This is a genomic window from Okibacterium fritillariae, assembly GCF_052783725.1.
The window spans coordinates 2560759-2584652 of sequence record NZ_CP199917.1 but is presented as its reverse complement, the minus strand read 5'-3'; the positions used below and the strand labels follow the sequence as shown (position 1 = coordinate 2584652).

19 protein-coding genes are annotated in these 23894 nt (G+C 67.0%); 10 read left to right on the top strand and 9 right to left on the bottom strand.

Annotated features, from left to right (window positions below):
* Nucleotides 1-136 precede the first annotated feature (136 nt).
* Nucleotides 137-1291 (top strand): hypothetical protein, encoded by a 1155-nt coding sequence (locus ACUWEX_RS11825; RefSeq protein ID WP_445996380.1) that lies wholly within the window; start codon nt 137-139, stop codon nt 1289-1291.
* Here ACUWEX_RS11825 and ACUWEX_RS11820 read toward each other — a convergent pair.
* On the bottom strand, nt 1272-2474 hold the full coding sequence (locus ACUWEX_RS11820) for a class I SAM-dependent methyltransferase (RefSeq protein WP_445996379.1): 1203 nt from the start codon (nt 2472-2474) through the stop codon (nt 1272-1274). The two genes, ACUWEX_RS11825 and ACUWEX_RS11820, sit on opposite strands and share 20 nt — an antisense overlap.
* Before the next feature lie 207 nt (nt 2475-2681).
* Between ACUWEX_RS11820 and groES the strand changes: the two genes are divergently transcribed.
* The 3 genes from groES (at nt 2682) to ACUWEX_RS11805 (ending at nt 5703) form a co-directional block, all read left to right on the top strand.
* On the top strand, nt 2682-2978 hold the full coding sequence (gene groES, locus ACUWEX_RS11815; protein WP_077055127.1) for a co-chaperone GroES: 297 nt from the start codon (nt 2682-2684) through the stop codon (nt 2976-2978).
* 373 nt (nt 2979-3351) lie between these two features.
* Nucleotides 3352-4218 carry an EamA family transporter RarD gene (gene rarD, locus ACUWEX_RS11810; RefSeq protein ID WP_234991195.1) on the top strand — a complete coding sequence of 289 codons (867 nt, stop codon included), beginning with the start codon at nt 3352-3354 and terminating at the stop codon, nt 4216-4218.
* 129 nt (nt 4219-4347) lie between these two features.
* Nucleotides 4348-5703, top strand: a complete 1356-nt coding sequence (locus ACUWEX_RS11805) for an ABC transporter substrate-binding protein (RefSeq protein WP_079728080.1) — start codon at nt 4348-4350, stop codon at nt 5701-5703.
* Nucleotides 5704-5893: 190 nt separating this feature from the next.
* On the opposite strand, the gene ACUWEX_RS11800 is transcribed toward ACUWEX_RS11805, so the two are convergent.
* From ACUWEX_RS11800 to ACUWEX_RS11775, 6 genes are all read right to left on the bottom strand, one after another.
* Nucleotides 5894-6916, bottom strand: a complete 1023-nt coding sequence (locus ACUWEX_RS11800; RefSeq protein WP_445996378.1) for a permease prefix domain 1-containing protein — start codon at nt 6914-6916, stop codon at nt 5894-5896.
* Complete coding sequence (locus tag ACUWEX_RS11795) at nt 6913-7248, bottom strand: PadR family transcriptional regulator (protein ID WP_445997642.1); 336 nt, start codon at nt 7246-7248, stop codon at nt 6913-6915. The genes ACUWEX_RS11800 and ACUWEX_RS11795 overlap by 4 nt, the downstream gene beginning before the upstream one ends.
* A gap of 157 nt (nt 7249-7405) precedes the next feature.
* A complete protein-coding gene (locus ACUWEX_RS11790; RefSeq protein ID WP_079728086.1) occupies nt 7406-8227 on the bottom strand; it encodes an ABC transporter ATP-binding protein in 822 nt (273 codons plus the stop codon).
* Nucleotides 8224-9174, bottom strand: a complete 951-nt coding sequence (locus ACUWEX_RS11785; protein ID WP_445997641.1) for an ABC transporter ATP-binding protein — start codon at nt 9172-9174, stop codon at nt 8224-8226. Before ACUWEX_RS11785 ends, ACUWEX_RS11790 begins: the two co-directional genes overlap by 4 nt.
* Nucleotides 9175-9199: 25 nt before the next feature.
* Nucleotides 9200-10180 (bottom strand): branched-chain amino acid ABC transporter permease, encoded by a 981-nt coding sequence (locus tag ACUWEX_RS11780; protein WP_445996377.1) that lies wholly within the window; start codon nt 10178-10180, stop codon nt 9200-9202.
* A 10-nt stretch (nt 10181-10190) separates the two neighbouring features.
* Nucleotides 10191-11465, bottom strand: coding sequence for a branched-chain amino acid ABC transporter permease (locus tag ACUWEX_RS11775; protein ID WP_234991130.1), 1275 nt, complete (start codon nt 11463-11465; stop codon nt 10191-10193).
* Between the two features lie 370 nt (nt 11466-11835).
* On the opposite strand from ACUWEX_RS11775, the gene guaB reads away from it, so the two are divergent.
* From guaB to ACUWEX_RS11760, 3 genes are all read left to right on the top strand, one after another.
* On the top strand, nt 11836-13335 hold the full coding sequence (gene guaB / locus ACUWEX_RS11770) for an IMP dehydrogenase (protein ID WP_079728090.1): 1500 nt from the start codon (nt 11836-11838) through the stop codon (nt 13333-13335).
* Nucleotides 13336-13552: 217 nt separating this feature from the next.
* Nucleotides 13553-14677, top strand: coding sequence for a GuaB3 family IMP dehydrogenase-related protein (locus ACUWEX_RS11765; protein WP_079728091.1), 1125 nt, complete (start codon nt 13553-13555; stop codon nt 14675-14677).
* 281 nt (nt 14678-14958) lie between these two features.
* Nucleotides 14959-16866, top strand: coding sequence for a glycerol-3-phosphate dehydrogenase/oxidase (locus tag ACUWEX_RS11760; protein ID WP_445996376.1), 1908 nt, complete (start codon nt 14959-14961; stop codon nt 16864-16866).
* A gap of 310 nt (nt 16867-17176) precedes the next feature.
* Here the strand turns inward: ACUWEX_RS11760 and poxB are convergent, their stop codons facing one another.
* Together poxB and ACUWEX_RS11750 are read right to left on the bottom strand one after the other, a co-directional pair.
* On the bottom strand, nt 17177-18907 hold the full coding sequence (gene poxB / locus ACUWEX_RS11755; RefSeq protein ID WP_079728093.1) for a ubiquinone-dependent pyruvate dehydrogenase: 1731 nt from the start codon (nt 18905-18907) through the stop codon (nt 17177-17179).
* 214 nt (nt 18908-19121) lie between these two features.
* The gene (locus ACUWEX_RS11750) at nt 19122-20126 is read right to left on the bottom strand and encodes a LacI family DNA-binding transcriptional regulator (protein WP_445997640.1); all 1005 of its coding nucleotides are present in this window, start codon (nt 20124-20126) and stop codon (nt 19122-19124) included.
* Nucleotides 20127-20403: 277 nt separating this feature from the next.
* On the opposite strand from ACUWEX_RS11750, the gene ACUWEX_RS11745 reads away from it, so the two are divergent.
* The 3 genes from ACUWEX_RS11745 (at nt 20404) to ACUWEX_RS11735 (ending at nt 23792) form a co-directional block, all read left to right on the top strand.
* The gene (locus tag ACUWEX_RS11745) at nt 20404-21324 is read left to right on the top strand and encodes a carbohydrate ABC transporter permease (protein WP_077055136.1); all 921 of its coding nucleotides are present in this window, start codon (nt 20404-20406) and stop codon (nt 21322-21324) included.
* A gap of 4 nt (nt 21325-21328) precedes the next feature.
* Nucleotides 21329-22321: a carbohydrate ABC transporter permease gene (locus ACUWEX_RS11740; RefSeq protein ID WP_077055137.1), complete on the top strand. Its 993-nt coding sequence runs from the start codon at nt 21329-21331 to the stop codon at nt 22319-22321.
* A 121-nt stretch (nt 22322-22442) separates the two neighbouring features.
* Nucleotides 22443-23792 carry an ABC transporter substrate-binding protein gene (locus ACUWEX_RS11735; RefSeq protein ID WP_445996375.1) on the top strand — a complete coding sequence of 450 codons (1350 nt, stop codon included), beginning with the start codon at nt 22443-22445 and terminating at the stop codon, nt 23790-23792.
* The last annotated feature ends 102 nt before the right edge of the window (nt 23793-23894 follow it).

The window sequence follows — 23894 nt, the reverse complement described above, 5'->3', positions numbered from 1 at the left end:
GGGTCTGCGAGGGGTCTGCGTGGGCCCTGCGCGGAAGTTCGGTGCGGAGTTATCCACAGGCGGCTCCGTCGGTGGAGTCTGAGTCGGGAACTCAATACGCTAGACCCGGCGGCAGACGCCCGGCGAAGGAGACCTCATGACCGACGAACAACGTCCCCAGGGCGAGCCGTCCGTGCCGCCCACGCCTCCGCAGTCGTGGCAGGCTCCCGGCGCGAACGGGCAGGCTGCCGGCGCGAACGGGCAGGCTCCTGGGCAGCCCGTGCCGACATGGCAGCAGGGCGGGGCGCCGCAGCAGCCGTATGGGCAGCCGCAATCATATGGGCAGACGCAGTCATATGGGCAGCCGCAGTCTGCCGGTCAGCCTCCGCAGCCGCAGGGCTACGGCCAGGCGCAGCAGCCCGGTCAGCCGCAGCAGCCCGGCCAGCCGCAGGGCAACGGTCAGCCGCAGCAGTACGGGCAGTCTCAGCCCTCGGGTCAGCCGCAGCAGTATGGGCAGCCGCAGCAGTTCGGCCAAGCTCAGCAGTACGGGCAGCCGCAGACGTTCGGTCAGCAGCCGTCGCAGAATGCTCAGCCCCCGTCGGCCGCGCAACAGGGCCAAGCATCGGGCCAGGCATCGGGACAGGCGCCGGCATACGGGCAGCAGGCTCAGCAGTACGGTCAGCCGCAGGCGTTCGGTCAGCCGCAGCAGTATGGGCAGTCTCAGCAGTACGGCCAGTCCTCGCCCGCTTCTCAACCGTCGGCTCAGCAGGCCACGCAACAGCCGCAGAGCTCCGGCCAGACGCACTACCCGAGTCAGACGCAGTACCCGGGCCAGCCGCAGGGCTCCGGCCAGACGCACTACCCGAGTCAGCCGCAGCAGTATGGTCAGCCGCAACACTATGGTCAGCCGCAACAGTATGGCCAGCCTCAAGCCGGCGGTCAGGGCGGCGCGGGCGGCCAGGCGGGATACGGCGCGCAGACTCAGGCTCCGGTCGGCTACGGGGCATACCCCGGGTATGACCAGGGCATCGCGGCGGCCAGCGCGATCCCGGTGAAACCGTCGAAGCCCCGGCATCCGCTCGCCACGACCGGCGTCGTGCTGGGCGTCATCGGCGTGATCGGCGGCATCATCTTCGGGTGGACACTGCCCGTGGCCATCGTCGCGCTCGTACTGGGCCTGCGCGCCCGCCGCAAAGAACCCCACGCGTCGGGCATGGCGCTCGCCGCGGTCGTGACGGGAGGCGTGGGAACGCTGCTGTCGCTCGCCTGGTTGGCCTACAGCATCCTGACGATCATCGACTATCTGAAGTAACGCGCTCCACGAGAAGCGCCGTGTGGCGGCCGGCGACCCGGGTCAAGATCAGGGTCGCCGAGCCGCGGCCCTTCGGGGCCAGGCGCTTGCGGAACGCGGCGGGATCGACATCCACACCGCGCTTCTTGATCTCGACGGTGCCCACGCCACGCTCCTTCAGCTCGCGCTTGATGCGCTTCTCGTCGAGCGGCCACCGCTCGAGCACCCGGAACACCGACGCGAAAGGCGTCTGCACGGCTTCGTCGCCCGTCAGATAAGCGATCCCGTCGCTCACCATGCCGGCACCCACCTGCGTCGCCAGCTGACCGATCAGACGCGCCCGGATGACCGCGCCATCCGGCTCGTAGACGAACTCACCCAGCTCGCGCACGTCCACGTCGGCGCTGTCGGCATCCGACACCAACTCGTCGCTGCCCGCCGCCGACAACACCAGGGCCGCGCGACGCACACCCGCCCGCGCCAGCGAGCCGAACCACAAACCCATCTCCACCACCTGGCCGTCGACGCTCACCCACTGCGCCTCGGCCTCGGCCGGAATCAGTTCACGATCAAACCCGGGCCCGAGCTTCACACCCGTCGGCAGGCGCGACGCCACGTCGAACACGAGATCGAGCGACGGCGAATAGTCCGACGGCTTGGTCAACCGCGACGTGTTCTGGTGCCCCGCCGTGCGCCGGGCCGGATCGAAGAACACGGCGTCCACCGCATCCACATCAAAAGCCGCCGCATCGCCGTGCTCGGCCCGCGCCGAAGGGAACGGCGCCAGGTTGTAACTCGCCACGACCGCCGTGACCTCGTCGGAATCGACCGCCGTGACATCGAGATCGAGGGCGGCCAGAGCCATCGCATCGCCGCCGTTTCCGCAGCCCAGGTCGGCGACCGAACGGATGCCGGCCGCCTGGAACCGCCCCGCGTGCACCGCCGCGACCCGCAACCGCGTGGCCTGCTCGAGGCCCGCCTCGGTGAACAACATGCGGCTCGCGAAATCACCGAACTTCGTGACGGCCTTGCGCCGCAGACGCGCCTGCGTGAGCACGGCCTGCACGAGCGCGGGCGTATGACCCGCCTCGCGCAACCGGGCGACGGTCGACACCGGATCGGACGCCAGCGCATCGACATCGATCGAGTCGAGTAGCGTGAGGCCTGCGGGGGTCAGAAGTTCGACGAGCTCGGTTTTCTCCACCACGTCAACCTACCGTCAACCTTCCCGGGCCGAGGCCAGCCGTCCGCGCACGGATCGCCGCAATAATTGGCACTCACGTTGCACGAGTGCCAGCCGGTTGCCTACACTGGCATTAGCACTCTCGCAGTGAGGGTGCTAACGCCCGCCGGGCCTCGCGTCCATCGGGCCACCAGTCCATTTCGTACGTTGTTCAGAAAGAGGTCAACCGTGTCGGTCTCCATCAAGCCGCTCGAGGATCGCATCGTCATCAAGCAGGTCGAAGCCGAGCAGACCACTGCTTCCGGTCTCGTCATCCCCGACACCGCCAAAGAAAAGCCCCAGGAGGGCGAAGTCGTCGCCGTCGGCCCCGGCCGCATCGACGACAACGGCAACCGCGTTCCTCTCGACGTCGCCACCGGCGACCGCGTCATCTACTCCAAGTACGGCGGAACCGAAGTGAAGTTCGACGGCAATGACTACCTCGTGCTCTCGGCTCGCGACGTGCTCGCGGTCATCGTCCGATAACGACGACCCCCCGCGCGGCAGCTACGCAGCGCACCAGAACCACCGCAACGCCCCGGATGCTTCGGCACCGGGGCGTTGTCGCGTCCACGGGGGAGATGCCGTTCCATCCAGGCACTGCTTGCGCTGGCAGGAACGCGAGGATGCGTGACCGTTCTTCCGCGCGACCAGGCCCGGGCGCAGGTCTAACATCGAGAGAGTGCAAAACCCCTCGGACCCGTCAGAGGTCGACCTCGACCTGAACCTCGCGAATACCCCCGCCACCGCGCCCGGCGCCGCCTCGAATGCCGCGCCCGACGCATCCGACGGCCCGGCCGCACCCGCCGCCGCGCCCGCACCTGCGCTCACCGATGCCGCGCACCGCCGCGCCGGCCTCATCTACGCCGTCTCCGCCTACGGCCTCTGGGGCGTGCTGCCCCTCTACTTCCTCACGCTCGTGCCCGCCGGCCCGTGGGAGGTCGTCGCCCTCCGCATCCTGTTCTCGCTCGTCTTCTGCGCCATCCTCATCGCCGTCACGCGCGCGTGGAAACCCTTCGTGGCCGTCGTCAAGCAGCCGCGCATCCTCTTCACCATGGGGCTCGCGGGCCTCTTCATCTATGCCAACTGGCAGACCTACGTCATCGCCACGCTCACGGGCCACGTGGTCGAGGCGGCGCTCGGCTACTTCATCAACCCCATCGTCACGATCTTCCTCGGCGTGCTCCTGCTCAAGGAACGCCTGCGCGTGTCGCAGTGGCTGGCCGTGGGCATCAGCATCCTCGCCGTCGTCGTGCTCACCGTCGGCTACGGCCGGCTGCCCTGGATCTCGCTCGTGCTCGCGTTCTCCTTCGGCTTCTACGGCCTGATCAAGAAACGCGTCGGCGGGTCGGTGGATGCCGTGTCCGGCCTCGCGCTCGAGACCGTGTGGCTCGCGCCCGTCGCCATCGTGCAACTCGTCATCGTGGGGCTCACGACGGGCATCACGTTCGGAAACGTGAGCATCTGGCACACGCTGCTGCTCATTGCATCCGGTGTGATCACGGCCGTTCCGCTGCTGTTCTTCGCCTCGGCCGCCCGGCGGCTGCCGCTCGTGTGGATGGGGTTCATCCAGTACGTGGCGCCCATCATCCAGTTCGCCGTCGGCGTGGCGATTCTGCACGAGGCCATGCCCCTCGAGCGCTGGGTCGGATTCGGTCTCGTGTGGGTCGCGCTGGTCATTCTCAGCGTCGACGCGATAGTGGCCACAAAACGCCAGCGCAAATAAACCTTCCCCCAGAGCGTTACACGCGCGTAACATGACCGGAACGTGGCGGGACCTTCCCGCCTTTAACGTGACCTAACGGCACCTTCGCAGTTGTCGTGCCCTTACATCAGCGACGTCATAAGGAGCACCATGAGCAACACAGCGCCACTTAGTTCCATTCGCAAGAAGCCGCTGCGCTACGCAGCGGGTATCGCCGCCTTCACCGTGTCAGCTCTCGTGCTGACCGGATGTACGAGCGGTGGGTCCGGCGAGGAGACGACCTCTTCCGCCTCGGCCGAATCGTGCGGGCCCGACGCGGCCACCTCGACTCCGAACCTCAGCCCCGCAGAACCCGCGGCGGCCGTTGCTCGTGACACCAAACTCAAGATCGGCACCATCCTGCCGACGACCGGTAGCCTCGCCTTCCTCGGCCCGCCCGAGATCGCCGGTGTGCAGCTCGCCGCCGACGACATCAACGCGTCGAAGGACGGCGTCCTCGGCGGTAACGTCGAGATCATCAACCGCGACTCCGGTGACACCACCACCGACATCGCCACCCAGTCGGCCACCGACCTCATCAGCCAGGGCGTTTCGGGCATCGTCGGTGCGGCATCCTCGGGTGTCACCAAGACGTTCATCGACCAGGTGACGCAGGCTCAGGTCGTGCAGATCTCGCCGGCCAACACGGCGCCCGAGTTCAGCGACTACCCCGACGGCGGCTACTACTTCCGCACCGCCCCCTCCGATGTGCTGCAGGGCCGCGTGCTCGGCAACACCATCGTGGGCGACGGCAACGAGAACGTCGGCATCATCTACCTGAACGATGCCTACGGCACCGGACTGACCGACAACGTGACGCAGGCTATTGAGGCAGCCGGCGGCAAGGTCGTCGCGTCCGAAGCCTTCAACGAGGGTGACAGCCAGTTCAGCGCCCAGATCGACGCCGTGCTCGCCGAAGACCCCGACGCCATCGCCGTGATCGCGTTCGACCAGACCAAGGTCATCATGCCCGAGCTCGTCGGCACCAAGGGCTTCTCCGGCGGCAAGACGTACTTCGTCGACGGCAACCTGTCCGACTACTCGAAGGACTTCGACAAGGGCCTCCTCAACTGCGCCAAGGGCACCCTGCCCGGCGTATTCGCCGAGGATGACTTCAAGTCGAAGCTGCTGGGTGTCGACCCCGACCTGGCCGACTACAGCTACTCCGCCGAGTCGTACGACGCCGTGATCCTCATGGGTCTCGCCGCGATCGCCGCCGGTGACACCACCGGCCCGGCCATCCAGTCGAAGCTGAAGGATGTTTCGGAGGGCGGCACCAAGTGCACGGCCTTCGAAGAGTGCGCCGACCTGCTCGCAGCCGGCACCGACATCGACTACGACGGCATCTCCGGACCGATCACCTTCGACGACAACGGTGACCCCACCGAGGCGTACATGGGCATCTACCAGTACGGCAAGGACAACACCTACGCCCCGCTGAACGTCGAGTTCGGCTCGCTCAAGTAAGGCACAACTGCAACGGTCTCGGGCCGGGTCTCCTCACGGAGGCCCGGCCCGTTCGCGTGGCACCCCGTGAGATGCCGCGACCGAGGCTGTGCCGCGAACAGGGGAGTGCCGCCACTGGCCCGTCGGCCCCGGCGGTGTCTTAGCCCCGCCGGCGCCTCAGCCCTGCTGGTGCCTCAGCCCTGGCGGCGCCTCAGCCCTGCCGGCGCGACGCCGCGAAGGTGATCCATCCATCGACGATGCGCCAGGCCGCGACCGCGCCGACCGCGATGGCTGCGACGATGTTGACGACCTTGCCGCGCCCCGTCCACTCGGCGATACCGACGGCGCGCGCGAACTCGGGGTTGATCACATCCTGCGTGAGAAGGATGGAGGCGATCACCGCGAAAGCGACGGAGAGCGCGGCGCCGGTGAGGAACAGCATCCGGGTGTATCGGCCCGTCGACCACAGTGCGTATGCCCAGATGATCTCGAGCACAGCGAGCAGGACGAAGACGCCGACCCACAGCGGCCACAGCGCGGGCGCGAGAACCGGGATGGTCTCGCCCGACGCGTCGGTCACGAATGGCCAGAACTGCTGCCCGATGAGTGCGGCGATCCAGGCCGCGAGCAGCACGGTGGTGCAGACGAATCCGGCCAGACCCGGCTGCCCGGCACGCGGCGGCTGCGGCAGCGCGTCGAGCGAGAACGGCACGAGGGGCGACCGGTCGGTGCGCGTGCGCTCGACGACGACGAAGGCGAGAGTGGTCCAGAACGCGACGTGCACGCCCGCCGAGATCGCGAGCCCGATGGCCGAACCGATGACGCCGCCGAAGGTCGCACCCGTGAGCGCCTGGATGGTGGCCGAGGCGACGGCCGCGAGCGGCACGATGATCGCCAGCAGGAGGATGAGCAGCTGCTTCCATGCCAGGTAGTACTCGGGGCCGAGCAGGTGCAGGGGGCGATCGGCGTAGCGGGCCGCCAGGCGGGCGGGTTCGCCGAGACCGGTCAGGATGTCGCGCTCGGCGTGTGAGGCGTCCTCACCGCCCTCCAGGCGCGCCTCGAGGGCATCGGTGATGCTGGCGCGCAGTTCGCGATCGACGTCGGCGCGCTGCGCCTCGGGGAGCGCGCGCACGACGGCCCAGATGTAGCGGTCGGTGAGAGTGACGCCGGAGGCGGCAGTGGCGCCAGCGCCCGGGGTGGAAGCGGAGGCGGAGGCGGAGGCGGAGGCGTTCATCGTGCGGTCCCTTCGGTCAGGTGCCGGAGCGAGTCGGTGAGACGCTCCCAATCGGCGGACAGGCGCTGGGCGAGGTCGATGCCCGCCTGGCTCGTGCTGTAAAACTTGCGCGGGCGGGCCTCGTCGGTGTTCCACTCGCTCGTGAGCAGGCCCTGCGCCTCGAGGCGCCGGAGCAGCGGGTAGAGCGTATTGCCCTCGACCTCGATGCCCGCGGCCTCGAGATGCTCGAGCAGGGCGTAGCCGTAGTTGGGCGTGCGCAGCGCGAGGAGGCAGGCGAGCACGGCCGTGCCGCGCCTGAGCTCCTGAAAGTACGTCGCATCCTTGTCTTGCATATGCCACACGTTAGTGTGTGCCACACAGTATGTCAACGACGAGAGCCCGAGAGGCGCCGGGCGCCCCGGGCCCGGCGCACACAAAGAAGCCCCGACCGTGCACGCGGTCGGGGCTTCCTGCGTCGCGGGTCGCGCAACGCGTGGGGGATGCTCGGGGCTAGATCCCCCGGGCCGCATCCTGATCGGCGGCCAGGGTGCCGAGGTACAGCTCGATCACCTTGGGGTCCTTCATGAGGTCACGACCGGTGCCCGTGTAGGCATCGCGGCCCTGGTCGAGCACATAGCCGCGGTCGCAGATCTGCAGGCAGCGGCGAGCGTTCTGCTCGACCATGATGACCGAGACGCCCGTCTTGTTGATCTGCTTGACGCGCAGGAACGTCTCGTCCTGGCGCACGGGGGAGAGGCCGGCCGACGGCTCGTCGAGCAGCAGCACGCTCGGCTCCATCATGAGCGCGCGGCCCATGGCCACCATCTGGCGCTCGCCGCCCGAGAGCGAACCGGCGCGCTGCTTGCGACGCTTGCCGAGCTCGGGGAACAGCGTCGTGACGAAGTCGATGCGCTCGTTCAGCAGCTTGGGCTTCTGGAAGATGCCCATCTCGAGGTTCTCTTCGATCGTCAGGCCGGGGAACACGTTGTTGTTCTGCGGCACCATGCCCACACCCTTGGCCACGAGCTTGTCGGCCTTGAGCCCCGTGATGTCTTCGCCGTTCAGGTGCACGGTGCCGGAGCGCACGTTCACCTGTCCGAAGATCGCCTTCAGCAGCGTCGACTTGCCGGCGCCGTTGGGGCCGATGATGCCGATGAGCTCACCGGGCAGGGCCTCGATGCTGCATCCGTTCAAGATGTTGACGCCCGGCAGATAACCGGCGACGAGCACATCGGTGCGGATGACGGCGCGCTCGGCGGTGGCGGTGCCGGCTGTCGTGGCAGCCCCGGTGGTGGGGGTTCCGGATGCATCCGGCTCGGCTGCGTGGCTCATGCCTCGTCCTTCCCGTGCTTCTGTTCGTGGTCATCGTGCTCGTCGGCGTGACGCGCGGCGGCGGCCTTCTCGGCCTCCTCGACCGGGTTGGGCCCGTCGATGTCGCCGAGGTCGGTGTCGTGGTGCGCGCCCAGGTAGGCGTCGATCACGGCCGGATCCTCCATGACCTTCTCGGGCGGCCCCTCGGCCACGATCTTGCCCTCGGCCATGACGATGACCCAGTCGGAGATGTGGCGCACCATGTGCATGTCGTGCTCGACGAAGAGCACGCTCATGCCCTCGCTCTTCAGGTCCTTGATGTGCCCGAGGAGCGACTGCGTGAGGGCCGGGTTGACGCCGGCCATGGGCTCGTCGAGCATGACGAGGCGCGGGTTGGTCATGAGGGCGCGCGCCATTTCGAGCAGCTTGCGCTGGCCACCCGACAGGGATGCCGCGTAGTCCTCGGACTTCTCGTCGAGCTTGAAGCGCGCGAGCAGTTCCTCGGCTTTGGTCGTGATGTCGGCCTCTTCACCCTTCCACAGGGCGCGGAACAGGGCGCGGAACAGGTTCTCGCCCTTCTGCTTCTGCGCACCGAGCAGCATGTTCTGCAGCACGGTGAGGCGGCCGAGGGACTTGGTCAGCTGGAACGTGCGCACCATGCCCGAGCGCGACACCTTGTAGGCCGAGACGCCCGCGAGGGACTTGCCGTCGAATTGCCAGGTGCCCGTGTTGGGCTTGTCGAAGCCCGTCAGCAGGTTGAAGAGCGTTGTCTTGCCGGCGCCGTTCGGTCCGATGAGGGCGGTGATCTGGCCGCGCGGAATCTCGACGTGCTCGACGTCGACGGCCGTCAGGCCCCCGAACTGCCGCGTCACGCCGTCGGCGATCACGATGGGGTCGGTCTTGCGACATCCAGGGCCGACGGGGCCGTCGACGAGCGGATGTTCGAGCACGGAGGTCGCCGTGCCCACGGGCGTTGCTGCAGAAGACGAGTGATCAGACACTGAACGACAGCTCCTTCTTGTTACCGAATATGCCTTGTGGCCTGAATATCACCAGCAGCATGAGTGCGAGACCCACGAGGATGAATCGGATCTGGCCGGCCTGGCTGGTCGAGATGAACGACAGGATGCCGACATCGATGAGTCCATAGAGGATGCCCTGCGTGAGCGACAGCACGACCCAGAAGATCATGGCGCCGATGATCGGGCCGAAGAGGGTCGCGGCCCCACCGAGGAGCATGATCGTCCAGATGAAGAACGTGAGCGCCGTTCCGTAGTTAGCGGGCTGGACGGCACGCGGCAGGATGAAGATCACGCCGGCGAGCGAGCCGAAGACACCACCGAGCACGAGTGCCTGCATCTTGTAGGAGTAGACGTTCTTGCCGAGGGCGCGCACGGCATCCTCGTCTTCACGCACGGCCTTGACGACGCGACCCCAGGGGCTGCGCATCAGCAGGAACACGAGCAGGGTGGCGAGGAGCACGATGCCCCAGCCGACGAGGCGCACCCACCACTGGTCCGACGAATAGACGAACGGGCCGAAACCGTAGCGGCCCTCGGGCAGCGGGTTGATGTCGTAGAAACCGCCCGAGAAGTTGCTCAGGCCGTTGGCGGCACCCGTCACGTTCGTGAGCGAGGTCGTCGTCACGACGAAACGCATGATCTCGGCCGACGCGATGGTCACGATGGCCAGATAGTCCGCCCTCAGCCTCAGCGTCGGAATGCCAAGCACGAAGGCGAAGAGAATGGATGCCGCGAACGCCGCCAGCACGGCCACCCAGAGCGGCGCGCCGAACGTGAGAACCGAGATGGCGAACGCATATGCGCCGATGAGCATGAAGGCTGCCTGGCCGAAGTTCAGCAGGCCCGTGTAGCCGAAGTGAATGTTCAGGCCGATGGCCGCGAGGGCGTAGGCGGCGGTGGTCGGGCTGATCAGCTCGCCCGCCGCATTGCCGAGAATATTTCCCCAGTCCATGAGTATCTCCCTAACCGATCCGCTCGCGGCGGCCGAGTATGCCCTGCGGGCGAACGAGCAAAACGAGAATGAGAACGACGAGAGCCGAGGCGTACTTCAGGTCGGGCGGCAGCACGAGCGTCGAGAGCTCGACGAACAGCCCCACGACGATCGAGCCGATGAGCGCCCCGAAGGCCGTTCCGAGCCCGCCGAGTGTGACCGCGGCGAACATCATCAGCAGGATCTGGAACCCCATGTCCCAGGAGACCTGGCGGTACAGCGCGAACATCACACCGGCCAGGGCCGACAGGGCGCCGGCCAAGATCCACACGATGCGGATGATGCGGTCGACGTTGATGCCGGACGCGGCGGCGAGCGACGCATTGTCCGACACGGCGCGCGTAGCCTTACCGATGCGCGTGCGGGTGAGGAAGTATCCGACCGCCAGCAGCACGACGACGCTGAGGCCCATGCTGATGAGCGTGGCGACCGTCAAACGCAGCGGACCAATGATGACGGGTGTCGAGAGGCCCACGTTCATGGTCTTCGTCTGGCCGCCGATGTTGAAGAGGTAGACGTAGCGCAACACGATCGAGAGGCCGATGGACACCACCATGGCCTGCACGAGTCTCACCCCCCTGCGCCTCAAGGGTTTCCAGATCACGGCGTCGTTCAGATAGCCGAAGACGGCGCCCAGCAGCACGGCGACGATGGTCGCAACCACGATGTTGAGGCCGAGCAGCACGCCGAACACCCACGACATGATGGCGCCGAACGTGACCATCTCGCCCTGGGCGAAGTTGTTGAGGCCCGTGGTGCCGAAGATCAGCGTGATGCCGATGGCCGCGAGGGCCAGCAGCAGGCCGAAGTTGAGGCCGGCGACGATGCGGATGAGCAGCTGCTCGCCGAACCCCGTGGTCTGCCGGGTGTCCTCACCCGTGGGGAACAGCACGCTGACCGAGTTGGTCTGAGCGAGCGTGATCTCTTTGCTGGCCTCGGTGCCGTCGCGCAGGGCGACGCCGTCGGGCAGGGTCGACTCGTCGAGCGCGACCGTGTACGTGCCGGGTTCCGGAACGTTGACGGTCCAGCGGCCCTGGGCGTTCGTGCTGACGGTTTCGTCGAATCCGTTGCCCGAGACGGCGACGTCGACGCTTTCGACGCCCTCGTCCCCGGACTTGATGATTCCCGACACCGTGAAGGTGCTGGTGAAGTCGCTCGTGGGTTCCGGGCTGGGTGCCGGGGTCGCCGACAGGTGCACGGTGTCGACGGATGCCGGGGCGGCCGCAGAGGCGCTGGCGGCCGGCATCCCGATACTGACGACGAGAGCGAAACAGACGGATAAGACACTGGCAAATACCAGGGCGAGGCGACCCACCATCGCGTGTGGTCGTGAACGGCCCAAGCTGCACCTCCATTGTGTGAGACGGGAGGGCGGTTGCCCCCAGTTTCCGTCTTCGTGCGCTGACTGGTGGCCGACGCTACAGCGGGTATGTGTCGAATATGTTTCCGGCACAGCACTCGTTTTTTTCACCCCGTCCACTTTGACGGCCACTGCCCGATAGTGGGGCCTGGAGCCGAGGAATACAAGGGGGTACAGCTCGTTTAGTATTAAGTACCGGATCCCCAGAGGTGTGAATCCGCCTTCTGCTCGGCCTCGAACATGGAAAAGAGAAATGATGGATCAGCCGGATCCCTTCGGTTTTGTCGGTCTCACCTACGACGATGTGCTGCTTCTGCCCGGGCACACCGACGTCATCCCCAGTGAAGCCGAGACGTCATCGCGTCTCACGAAGCGCATCCGGTTGAATACCCCGCTGCTCTCGAGTGCTATGGACACCGTCACCGAGGCGCGCATGGCCATCGCCATGGCCCGCGAGGGTGGCATCGGCATCCTGCACCGCAACCTCTCGATCCAAGACCAGGCCGACCAGGTCGACCGCGTCAAGCGCAGCGAATCGGGCATGATCACCAACCCCGTCACGACCACACCCACCGCCACGGTGGCCGAAGTCGATGCGCTGTGCGGACAGTTCCGCGTCTCGGGCCTGCCCGTGGTCGACGGCGAGGGCGTGCTCGTGGGCATCGTCACCAACCGCGACATGCGCTTCGTCTCGCCGTTCGAAAAGGCCACCACGCTCGTGCGCGACGTCATGACGAGCGACAACCTCGTCACGGCGCCCGTGGGCGTCTCCTCCGACGAGGCCATGGCTTTGCTGGCGCAGCACCGCATCGAGAAGCTGCCGCTCGTCGACGAGCGCCGCAAGCTCAAGGGCCTCATCACGGTCAAGGACTTCGTCAAAACCGAGCAATACCCGCTGTCGACCAAGGATGACGAGGGCCGCCTGCGCGTGGGCGCTGCGATCGGCTTCTTCGGTGACGCGTGGCAGCGTGCCGGCGCCCTGCTCGACGCCGGTGTCGACGTGCTCGTCGTCGACACGGCCAACGGTGACTCGGCCGGTGTGCTCGACGTCATCCGCAAGCTGAAGAACGACCCGGCCTTCGCGGGCGTCGACATCATCGGCGGCAACGTGGCGACGCGTTCGGGCGCTCAGGCCATCATCGACGCCGGTGCGGACGCCATCAAGGTGGGCGTCGGGCCCGGCTCCATCTGCACCACCCGCGTCGTGGCCGGGGTGGGCGTTCCCCAGGTGACCGCGGTGTACGAGGCATCCCTCGCGGCCCGCGAATCGGGAACTCCCGTGATCGCCGACGGTGGCCTGCAGTACTCGGGCGACATTGCCAAGGCGCTCGTCGCCGGCGCCGACACCGTCATGCTGGGCTCGCTGCTCGCGGGCACCGACGAGAGCCCCGGCGACCTGATCTTCCAGGGCGGCAAGCAGTTCAAGAGCTACCGCGGCATGGGTTCGCTCGGCGCTCTGCAGACGCGCGGCACCAAGACGTCCTACTCGAAGGACCGCTACTTCCAGTCGGATGTCCCCTCCGACGACAAGTTGATCCCCGAGGGCATCGAGGGTCAGGTTCCCTACCGCGGGCCGGTCTCGGCGGTCTCGTACCAGCTCATCGGCGGCCTGCGTCAGTCCATGTTCTACGTGGGCGCTCGCTCGATCGAGGAGCTCAAGATGAAGGGCAAGTTCGTGCGCATCACGCCGGCCGGCCTCAAGGAATCGCACCCGCACGACGTGCAGATTGTCGTCGAGGCCCCGAACTACCGCTAGCGCGCACGCGCACGCGCACGCGCACCGCTTGACCGAAACCCCCGTCTCGACTGCGAGGCGGGGGTTTCGTCCTGCCGGGGGCCGGATGGGAAGGGCCGGAGGGAGTGGCGCAAGGGAGCGGCGGGGCAATTGTCGGGGGTGTCCGTGGGCCTCGCCGGGGATGGGAAGCCGATGCCGCGCGAGAGGGGCCGGGCGTCGGCGACGATAAGGTAGGGGGGTGAGCTACGAAAACGAGATCGGTGTGTCCAAACGCGCCCGACGTGCCTATGCCTTCGATGACATCGCGGTCGTTCCCTCGCGCAGGACGCGCGATCCCGAAGACGTGTCGGTGTCGTGGTCGATCGACGCCTACCAGTTCGGCATCCCGTTCCTCGCGGCACCGATGGACTCGGTGGTGTCGCCGTCGACGGCCATCATGATGGGGCAGCTCGGGGGACTCGGCGTGCTCGACCTCGAGGGGCTGTGGACGCGGTACGAGAACCCCGAGCCCTACCTGGCCGAGATCGCGCAGCTGAGCGCGGCCCAGGCCACCGCTCGGATGCAGGAGATCTACTCCGAGCCCATCAAGCCCGAACTCGTCACGGCTCGGCTTGCCGAGATCCGCGCGGCCGGTGTAACGGTTGCGGGTGCGCTGTCGCCGCAGCGCACGCAGGAGCTCTATGAGACCGTCGTCGCGGCCGGCGTCGACCTGTTCGTCATCCGCGGCACCACGGTGTCGGCCGAGCACGTCTCGAAGAACCAAGAGCCGCTCAACCTGAAGAAGTTCATCTACGAGCTCGACGTTCCCGTCATCGTGGGCGGTGCATCCACCTACACGGCTGCGCTGCACCTCATGCGCACGGGCGCGGCCGGCGTGCTCGTCGGCTTCGGCGGGGGAGCGGCGTCGACCACGCGCGCCACGCTCGGCATCCACGCCCCCATGGCAACCGCCGTCGCCGATGTGGCCGGCGCTCGCCGCGACTACATGGACGAATCGGGCGGCCGCTACGTGCACGTCATCGCCGACGGTGGCCTCGGCACGTCGGGCGATATCGTCAAGGCGATCGCCTGCGGCGCCGACGCGGTCATGCTGGGCAGCGCCCTCGCTCGTTCGACTGACGCGCCCGGCCACGGCTACCACTGGGGTGCCGAGGCGCATCACTCGAAGCTGCCGCGCGGCAACCGCGTTCCCGTCGAACAGATCGGCACGCTCGAAGAGGTCCTCTACGGGCCCGCGACGTCGGCGGATGGCACGGCCAACCTGGTCGGCGCCCTGCGTCGCTCGATGGCGACGACGGGTTACTCCGACTTGAAAGAGTTCCAGCGCATCGACGTGGTCGTTGCGCCCTACCGCGTGAGCTGACCTCTCGCACTCTGCACCTTTCCGTGATGCCGGTCCCTTCGGGGGTCGGCATCACGTGTTTCCGGCGAAAGGCGCCCCTGCCGGCCTGCCTCGTTGACGCGATGCGCTGACGCGTAGCGAGGTGCGAGGTGCGAGCGATGCTCATACTGTGAGCGGATGTGCGGCACAAGCGCTTGTTCGCATGCCGCGGGCGTATTAGCGTCGGGAACGTGGCCGACATCGCCTGTCGTGGCGGTCACCGATCCGGCGGAAGCGGCAGGCGGTTACCCAGGAGGACTCCGATGGCGCATCCGAATCACGGCCGAGACGACAACGGCAGAACGACGAAGCTCGGGCCGGAGGAACGCGCCCAGGCGATCGCCGCCCTGAAGGAGAAAGAGCTCGACATCTTGGTCGTGGGCGGCGGCATCGTGGGCGCGGGCAGTGCGCTCGACGCCGTGACGCGCGGCCTGTCGACGGGCATCCTCGAGGCCCGGGACTGGTCGTCGGGAACGTCGAGCCGGTCGTCGAAACTCGTGCACGGCGGCATCCGCTATCTCGAGCAGCTCGACTTCCGGTTGGTGCGCGAGGCCCTGACCGAGCGTGGCCTGCTCCTGCAGCGCATCGCGCCGCACCTCGTGAAGCCCGTGCGTTTTCTCTACCCGCTGAAGAAGCGGTTCTATGAGCGTTTCTACATCGGCGCGGGCATGCTGCTGTATGACCTGTTCTCCTACACGGGTGGTCGGCCGCCCGGTGTGCCGCACCACCGTCACCTGTCGAAGCGTGGTGTGCAGCGGGCTCTCCCATCGCTGGCATCCGACGCGTTTGTCGGTGGGCTCACCTACTACGACGCGCAGGTGGATGACGCGCGCTATGGCGCGTCCGTGGTGCGGACCGCCGCCTACTATGGCGCGCACGCCGCGAGCCGGGTGCGGGTCGAAGGGTTCCTCAAGGTCGGCCAGCGGGTCGTCGGCGTGAAGGCGCACGATCTGGAGACGGGCGAGCGATTCGACGTGCGCGCGAAGCAGGTCGTGAACGCGACCGGCGTGTGGACCGACGACACCCAGTCGATGGTGGGGGAGCGCGGGCAGTTCAAGGTGCGCGCGTCGAAGGGTGTGCACCTTGTGGTGCCGCGCGACCGTTTCCAGTCGAACATGGGTCTGCTGCTGCGCACCGAGAAGAGTGTGCTCTTCGTGATTCCGTGGGGCCGGCACTGGCTGATCGGCACGACCGACACGGATTGGCACCTCGACAAGGCTCACCCGGCCGCGACAGCCGCTGACATCGATTACATCCTCGAACACGTCAACTCGGTACTGGCGGTGCCGCTGACGCGCGACGACGTCGAGGGCGTCTATGCCGGGCTGCGACCTCTGCTCGCGGGGGAGAGCGACCAGACGTCGAAGCTGTCGCGCGAGCACCTGGTGGCGCATTCGGTGCCGGGGCTCGTGGTGATCGCGGGTGGCAAGTGGACGACGTATCGGATCATGGCGAAGGACGCGGTGGATGCTGCGGCATCCGCTCTCGACGGCAAGATCCCCGAGAGTGTGACCGAGAACGTGGCGCTGCTGGGCGCCGAGGGCTACCAGGCCGCGTGGAACAAGCGCGCGAAGATCGCGAAGGCGTTCGACGTGCACCCCACGCGGGTCGAGCACCTGCTCAACCGCTTCGGTGTCCTGTCGGATGAGGTGCTCGATCTCATTCGCGAACGCCCCGAGTTGAAGGAGCCGCTGCCGGGCGCCGACGACTACCTGCAGGCGGAGGTCGTCTATGCGGCCACGCACGAGGGTGCCCTGCACCTCGAGGATGTCCTGGCCCGCCGCACGCGCATCTCGATCGAGGCCTGGGACCGCGGAGTCTCTGCCGCGCCGGTCGCGGCCGCGCTCATGCAGGAGGCGCTCGGCTGGGACGATAAGCGCACGCAGCGCGAGATCGACAACTACCTCAAGCGGGTGGAAGCCGAGCGCGCCTCGCAGGAGCAGCCCGACGACGAGTCGGCCGACCGCATCCGTCTCGCGGCCCCCGACATCCAGTCGGGCGCGCACGAATCGGATGTCTCGACCGCCGAAGACCCGCAGCAGCCCGACGAGTCCGCTGCCGAGGCGTCAGCCGACGAGCCGTCGCGCGACGAGGTCACCCACGGCGACACCGACGGCACGGCCGACGACCCGGGCCACGAGAACGACACCTCCGGCGTCGAAAAAAGCTAGCAGCACCTGACTCGGGGGCGTGGGAGCGCATGCGCGCGCCACGCCCCTCCCTCTCACGGCCAACCGCGACGGACTTTTTTTTCTCGATTTTCCTCTTCCAGGCGAACTATTCCGGATGGAATATTCCAACCGGAACAGTCCTCTCCCGCGACGAGGGCGAAGACCGGGGTAGTTGCGGTGACGGCGAGCGTGAAACCGGGGTAGGACGCCGCCAGCAGTGAGGTCTCGTCCGTATTCCATATGGAATATTCCGGCGGGAATGGTTCAGATGGAATATCCCAGATGCGAAAAAGATGTTCCGTGAGGCTGGTCAGTCGAAGATGCGGCGCAGGACGTTGGTGTTGGCGAGGTCGAGGAGCTCGTCGCCGCGGCCGGACATGACCGTGCGCAGCGCGTAGAGCGTGAAGCCGCTGGCCTGCTCGGCCGTGATGGTCGGCGGGATCGAGAGCTCCTGGCGCGCCGTGACAACGTCGATGAGCGCGGGGCCGTCGTGCTCGAAGGCCTCGAGGAGGGCATCCGACAGGTCGTTGGGCTTCTCGACGCGCACGCCGTGGATGCCCATGGCCTTCGCCACCTCGGCGAAGTTCGGGTTCACCAGGTCGGTGCCGTAGTTGACGATGCCCGCGGCCTTCATCTCGACCTCGACGAAGTTGAGCGACGAGTTGTTGAAGACCACGATCTTCACGGGCAGCTTGTTCTGCACGAGCGACAGCAACTCGCCCATCAGCATGGTGAGACCGCCGTCGCCCGCCAGCGCGATGATCTGGCGATCCGGGTGGGATGCCTGCGCACCCAGCCCCTGCGACACGGCGTTCGCCATGGTGCCGTGGCTGAACGATCCGATGAGGCGGCGCCTGCCGTTCATGTGCAGGTAGCGAGCCGCCCAGGTGACGGGGGAGCCGACATCCGGAATGAAGACGGCATCATCGTCGGCCAACTCGTCGATCAGGCGCGTCAGGTATTGCGGGTGGATGGGCGAGCGGTTGTGGTCGTTGTCGGCGAGGTCGTCGAGGCCCTTGCGCGACTTCTTGTAGTGCTTCAGGGCGTCCTCGAGGTGAGAACGCTTCTTCTTGCGCTCCACGAGGTTGGTGAGGGCCGCCGCGGTGTCCTTGACGGTTCCGACGAGGCCCAGCGTGAGCGGGGTGCGGCGGCCAAGCTGTTCGCCGCGGACATCCACCTGGATTTTGACGGCCTTCTCGGGGAAGAACTGTTGGTAGGGGAAATCGGAGCCGAGCACGAGGAGCGTGTCGCACGTCTCCATGGCGCGGTAGCCCGACGCGAAACCGAGCAGACCCGTCATGCCGACGTCGAAGGGATTGTCGTATTCGACGTGCTCCTTGCCACGCAGCGCGTGCACGATCGGGGCGCCCAGCGTGTCGGCCAGCGCCAACAACTCGTCGTGCGCGCCAGCGGCACCCGCGCCCGCCAAGATCGTGACCTTCTCGCCCTTGTTCAGCAGCGCGGCGGCCTCGGCGAGACCCTCGGCCGACGGCAGCACCGAACTCTGGGTCGGGCGGATCGAGACCGTGCGCGGGCTGTCGGCCTTCTTCAACAGGATGTCGCCCGGGATCACGATCACCGCGACACCCTTCTTCTCGATGGCCGTGCGCATGGCGATCTCGAGCACGCGCGGCATCTGGGCGGGATCGGAGACGAGCTCGCAATAAACGCTGCACTCGCGGAACAACTCCTGCGGGTGCGTCTCCTGGAAGTAGTTCGAGCCGATCTCGGCGCTCGGGATGTGGGCGGCGATCGCGAGCACGGGCACCCGCGAACGGTTAGCGTCGTAGAGGCCGTTGACGAGGTGCGTGTTGCCGGGGCCGCAGCTGGCCGCGCAGACCGCCAACTCGCCCGTGAGCGCGGCCTCGGCCGACGCGGCGAACGCGGCGCCCTCCTCGTGGCGCACGTGCACCCACTCGAGGGTGCCGTCGGCGCGCAACGCATCCGTGAAACCGTTGAGCGAATCGCCCGGCAGGCCGTAGACCCGTTTCACCCCCGACGCCGTGAGTGTGTCGACGATGTTCGCTGCGATCGTGCCCATGTTTCAGCCCTTCGTGTGCGGATGATTCGTCGGGCGGTCCGCGCTGATCGCCCCCAACCATCCGATCACATCGGGCCGTGGAATGTGAGGGGTTGCCACGTTATTCTCGGCGGCGGCGGCGGCGGGCAAGGCGGGCGGACGGGCAAGGCGGGCAGGCAAGGCGGGCGCGACGACGGGGCGGTGGGCAGCGGAAAGGGTCGGCGGGGCGGCTCGGCTAGGGGGTCGTTGCGACGCGGGCGGCAAAGGGGGCCGTCGACGCGCGCTCGACGAGGCGCACCGGCACGATGGTGGTGCCCGCCGCTGCCGCGTTCTGCTCGATCTCGGCCAGCAGGCGCTGCACGCAGATGCGGCCGACGGCCGAGAAGTCCTGATGCACCGTCGTGAGCGGCGGCCAGTAGGACGAGGATTCCTCGGTGTCGTCGAAGCCCACGACGCTCACGTCGTCCGGCACGGGCCGGCCCGCCTCGTGCAGGGCCCGCAGCACGCCGAGGGCCATCTGGTCATTGGCCGCGAAGATGGCCGTGACGGCGGGGTTCTGCGCGAGCTGCGCGCCGATGCGATAGCCCGATTCGGCCGACCAATCACCCACGAGTGGTTCGTCGACGGGCGCGCCGACGGCCTCGAGCGACGCGCGCCACGCCTCGGTGCGTCGCGCCGACGAGAACGAGGTCGGTGGGCCGGCCACGTGGTGCACGGTCGGGTGTCCGAGCGCCAGCAGATGCTCCGTGGCGAGCCGGGCGCCCTGGCGCTGGTCGGTGTCGACCACGGTGTAGGGGTCCGCGGCATCCGAATCGACGATGACGACCGGGATGCCAGCGGGCAGCGAGATGTCGGCGCGGTCGAGGATGTGTGCCTCGATGATGATGAGGATGCCGTCGACGGCTTGCTCACTCAAACGCGTGAAGGCGCCCGCGACCTCGCCCTGGGTCGGATGGCTGAGCGGCATGAGCGTGATCGAATAACCCGCCTCGGCCGTGGCCGTCGCGATGGCGTCGAGCGTGCGCATGTTGCCGAAGGTCGAGAGAGTGAACATGATGACGCCGATGGTGCGGAAGCGACCCGTCTTCAGCGCACGAGCGGCGCTGTTGGGGCGGTAGCCGACCGCGGACATGGCAGCCAGCACGCGGTCGCGGGTGTCGGCGTCGACGTTCTGGTGGCCGTTCGACACGCGCGACACCGTCTGTGACGAGACGCCCGCGCGCTTCGCCACGTCGGCCATCGACGGGCCGCGCACACGCGAGGGCGCGGCCGATTGAGTGGATGGTGACGCCGATTGAACGTCACCAACCAGCGCCTGAGCGGCAAGCGGAACGGGGGAGGTGGCGTCGTCGACAGGCACTCGAGACCCCCTTCTCGCCGCACTTGACGCGACGCTGTTGTCGTGTAAAGGTGTAACCCACACCCCATGTTTACGTAAACACGCTACCATCAGAACGCAGATGTTTACGCAAACATCGCACTACACCGAAACTCGCTCCCAACGAACCGGATTTCCCATGACGACGCTGTCAGCAGACGCCCCCGCCACCCCGCGGCCGGCCGCTCTCCGGCGAGACAAGCGCAGATGGACGGGATGGGCCTTCGTGGCCCCGTTCCTCGTCGTCTTCGCGCTCGTGCTCGTCGCACCCGTGATCTATGCGATCTACCTCAGCCTCTTCAAAGAGCAGCTGATCGGCGGCAACGCGTTCGTCGGAATCTCGAACTACACGCAGGCCCTCTCCGACCCCAAATTCTGGGATTCGCTCGGCCGCGTCGCCCTGTTCCTCTGCGTGCAGGTGCCCATCATGCTGGGCCTCGCCCTCTTCGCGGCGCTCGCCATCGACTCGGCGCGCCTCTACCTGTCGTCGTTCTTCCGCATCTCGATCTTCCTGCCCTACGCCGTTCCCGCCGTCGTCGCGACGCTCATGTGGGGCTTCATGTACGGCAACCGCTTCGGCCTCGTCGGCAACGTCAACGACTTCTTCGGCATCCAGCTGCCCGACCCGCTGTCGAACAACTGGGTGCTGCTGTCGATCGGCAACATCGTCACGTGGGAGTTCGTGGGCTACAACATGCTCATCTTCTACGCCGCACTGCGCGTCATCTCGACGGACCTCTATGAGGCGGCCGAGCTCGACGGTGCCAGCCAGTGGCGCATCATCCGCAGCATCAAGCTGCCCGCCATCCGTGGTGCCATCGTGATCGCCGGCATCTTCTCGGTCATCGGCAGCTTCCAACTGTTCAACGAGCCGAACATCCTGCAATCGCTCGCGCCCAACACGATCTCGACGTTCTTCACGCCGAACATGTACGCCTACAACCTGTCGTTCTCGGGCCAGCAGTACAACTACTCGGCCGCCATCGCCATCATCATGGGCGTCGTCACCGCCGTGATCGCCTACATCGTGCAGAACTCCGGTTCGCGCAAGGAGAAGTGACGCCATGACCAGCGTGCAACAGGGCGCAGCGCCCGCCCCCTCGAACCAGCCCACCGACAAGATCGACGCCACGACCGGCCGCGTGCGCCCCGCCCGACGTTCGTCGACCGGCCAGCGCCGCCCGCGTTTCGCCAAACCGCAGGAGGGCGGCTTCCGCAAGAAGCGTTCCGTCTGGCTGACCGTCGTCATGGCCGTCATGCTCGTCTACGCGCTGCTTCCGCTGTTCTGGCTCTTCGTCAACTCGACCAAGACGCAGGACGTTCTCTTCAACTCGTTCGGCCTGTGGTTCTCGGGCGACTTCTCGTTGTTCGCGAACATCGGCGAGACGCTGGCCTACCACGACGGCGAATTCATCCGCTGGTTCGGCAACACCGTGCTCTACGTGGTCGTCGGCGCCGGCGGGGCCACCTTCCTCGCCACACTGGCGGGTTACGGCCTGGCCAAGTACGACTTCCCCGGCAAAAAGGGCGTCTTCGCGGTCGTCCTCGGCGCCGTGGCCGTCCCCGGAACTGCCCTGGCCGTTCCCACGTTCCTCATGTTCAGCCAGCTGGGTCTGACCAACACGCCGTGGGCGATCATCCTGCCCTCGCTCATCAGCCCCTTCGGCCTCTACCTCATCTGGACCTACGCCATCGATTCGGTGCCCACCGAGTTGCTCGAGGCGGCGCGGATGGATGGGGCGGGCGAATTCCGGACCTTCTTCACCATCTCGCTCAAGTTGCTGAGCCCCGGTCTCATCACGGTGTTGCTCTTCACCATGGTCGCCACCTGGAACAACTACTTCCTGCCGCTCATCATGCTGTCGGAGTCGACGTGGTACCCCCTCACGGTGGGCCTCAACCAGTGGAACAACCAGGCCTCGACGGCCGGCGGCGAGGCCATCTACAACCTCGTCATCACGGGCTCGTTCCTCACCATCATCCCGATCGTCATCGCGTTCCTCTTCATGCAGCGCTACTGGCAGTCGGGCCTCGCCGCGGGCAGCGTCAAGCAGTAACGACGACCCGCGGATGTCTCACCCGCAGCACCCTTCACCGCACCAACCGCATCACCCGCAACACAGCTCCGCATCCACACCAGAACCCGAACACCGTTTACAACGACGTGAAAGGAAAACGATGAACAGTCGTTTCAAGAAGACCGTTTGGCGCACGCTCGCCACGGCAACCGTCGGCATCGCCGCCGGCGCCTCGCTCGTGGCCTGCTCGTCGGGCCCCGGCGGCTCGGCCGACTCCGGCTCGGCAGAGGACCTCGAGAAGGCCCTGCAGACCGAATCATCCATCACCGTGTGGGCCTGGGCCCCCGCGGTCGAGGACATCGCCAAGGCCTTCGAGGAGAAGTACCCGAAGATCACCGTCAACGTGGAGAACGTCGGCACCGGCAACGACCAGTACACCAAGCTGCAGAACGCAATCAAGGCCGGCTCGGGCGCCCCCGACGTGGCTCAGATCGAGTACTACGCGCTGCCGCAGTTCGCGCTCGGCAACTCGCTCGCCGACCTGTCGAAGTTCGGCTTCGACGACCTGGAAGACAAGTTCACCGCATCGACGTGGAACTCGGTCAACCTGAACGACAAGCTCTATGCGCTGCCGCAAGACTCAGGCCCCATGGCGATGTTCTATCGCAAGGACGTCTTCGACAAGTACGGCATCGCCGTGCCCGAGACCTGGGACCAGTACATCGCCGCCGCGAAGACCATCCACGACGCCGACCCCAACGCCTACATCACCAACGACACCGGCGACGCGGGCTTCACCACGAGCATGATCTGGCAGGCCGGCGGCAAGCCGTACACGGTCGACGGCGAGAACGTGGGTATCAACCTGCAGGACGAGGGCTCGAAGAAGTGGGCCGATAAGTGGAACCAGCTGGTCGAGGGCGGCTACGTGGCCCAGACCTCCTCCTGGAGCGACGAGTGGTTCCGCGGCCTGTCCGACGGTTCGATCGCCACGCTCATCATCGGTTCGTGGATGCCCGGCAACCTCGAGGGCCAGGCCCCCGACGGCTCCGGCCAGTGGCGCGTCGCCCCCATGCCCCAGTACGAGGCCGGCGGAACCGCGACGGCCGAGAACGGTGGCGGTGGAGACGCCGTGCTCGAGCAGTCGAAGAACAAGCTCGTCGCCGCAGCCTTCCTGAAGTACATGAACGCCGAAGAGGGCACGCAGATCTCGATCGACAAGGGCGGCTTCCCGTCGACCAACGCCGACCTCGAATCCGACGAATTCCTCGGCTACGAGAGCGAGTACTTCGGCGGCCAGAAGATCAACGAGGTCTTCGCCGACTCGGCCAAGAACGTCGTCAAGGGATGGCAGTACCTGCCCTTCCAGGTCTACGCCAACAGCATCTACAACGACACCGTGGGCCAGGCCTACGCCAACAAGTCTGACCTCAACGAGGGTCTGACCGACTGGCAGAAGGCTTCGGCCAGCTACGGCTCCGAGCAGGGCTTCACGGTCTCCGAGAAGTAGCCAGCCCGTGAAGTAACCGGCCCGGGGAGCAGTCAGCTCCGGCCAGAACGACCAGATGGCGGGCGGATCCCCCTCCGCCCGCCATCTCCTTCCCCCTCGAAA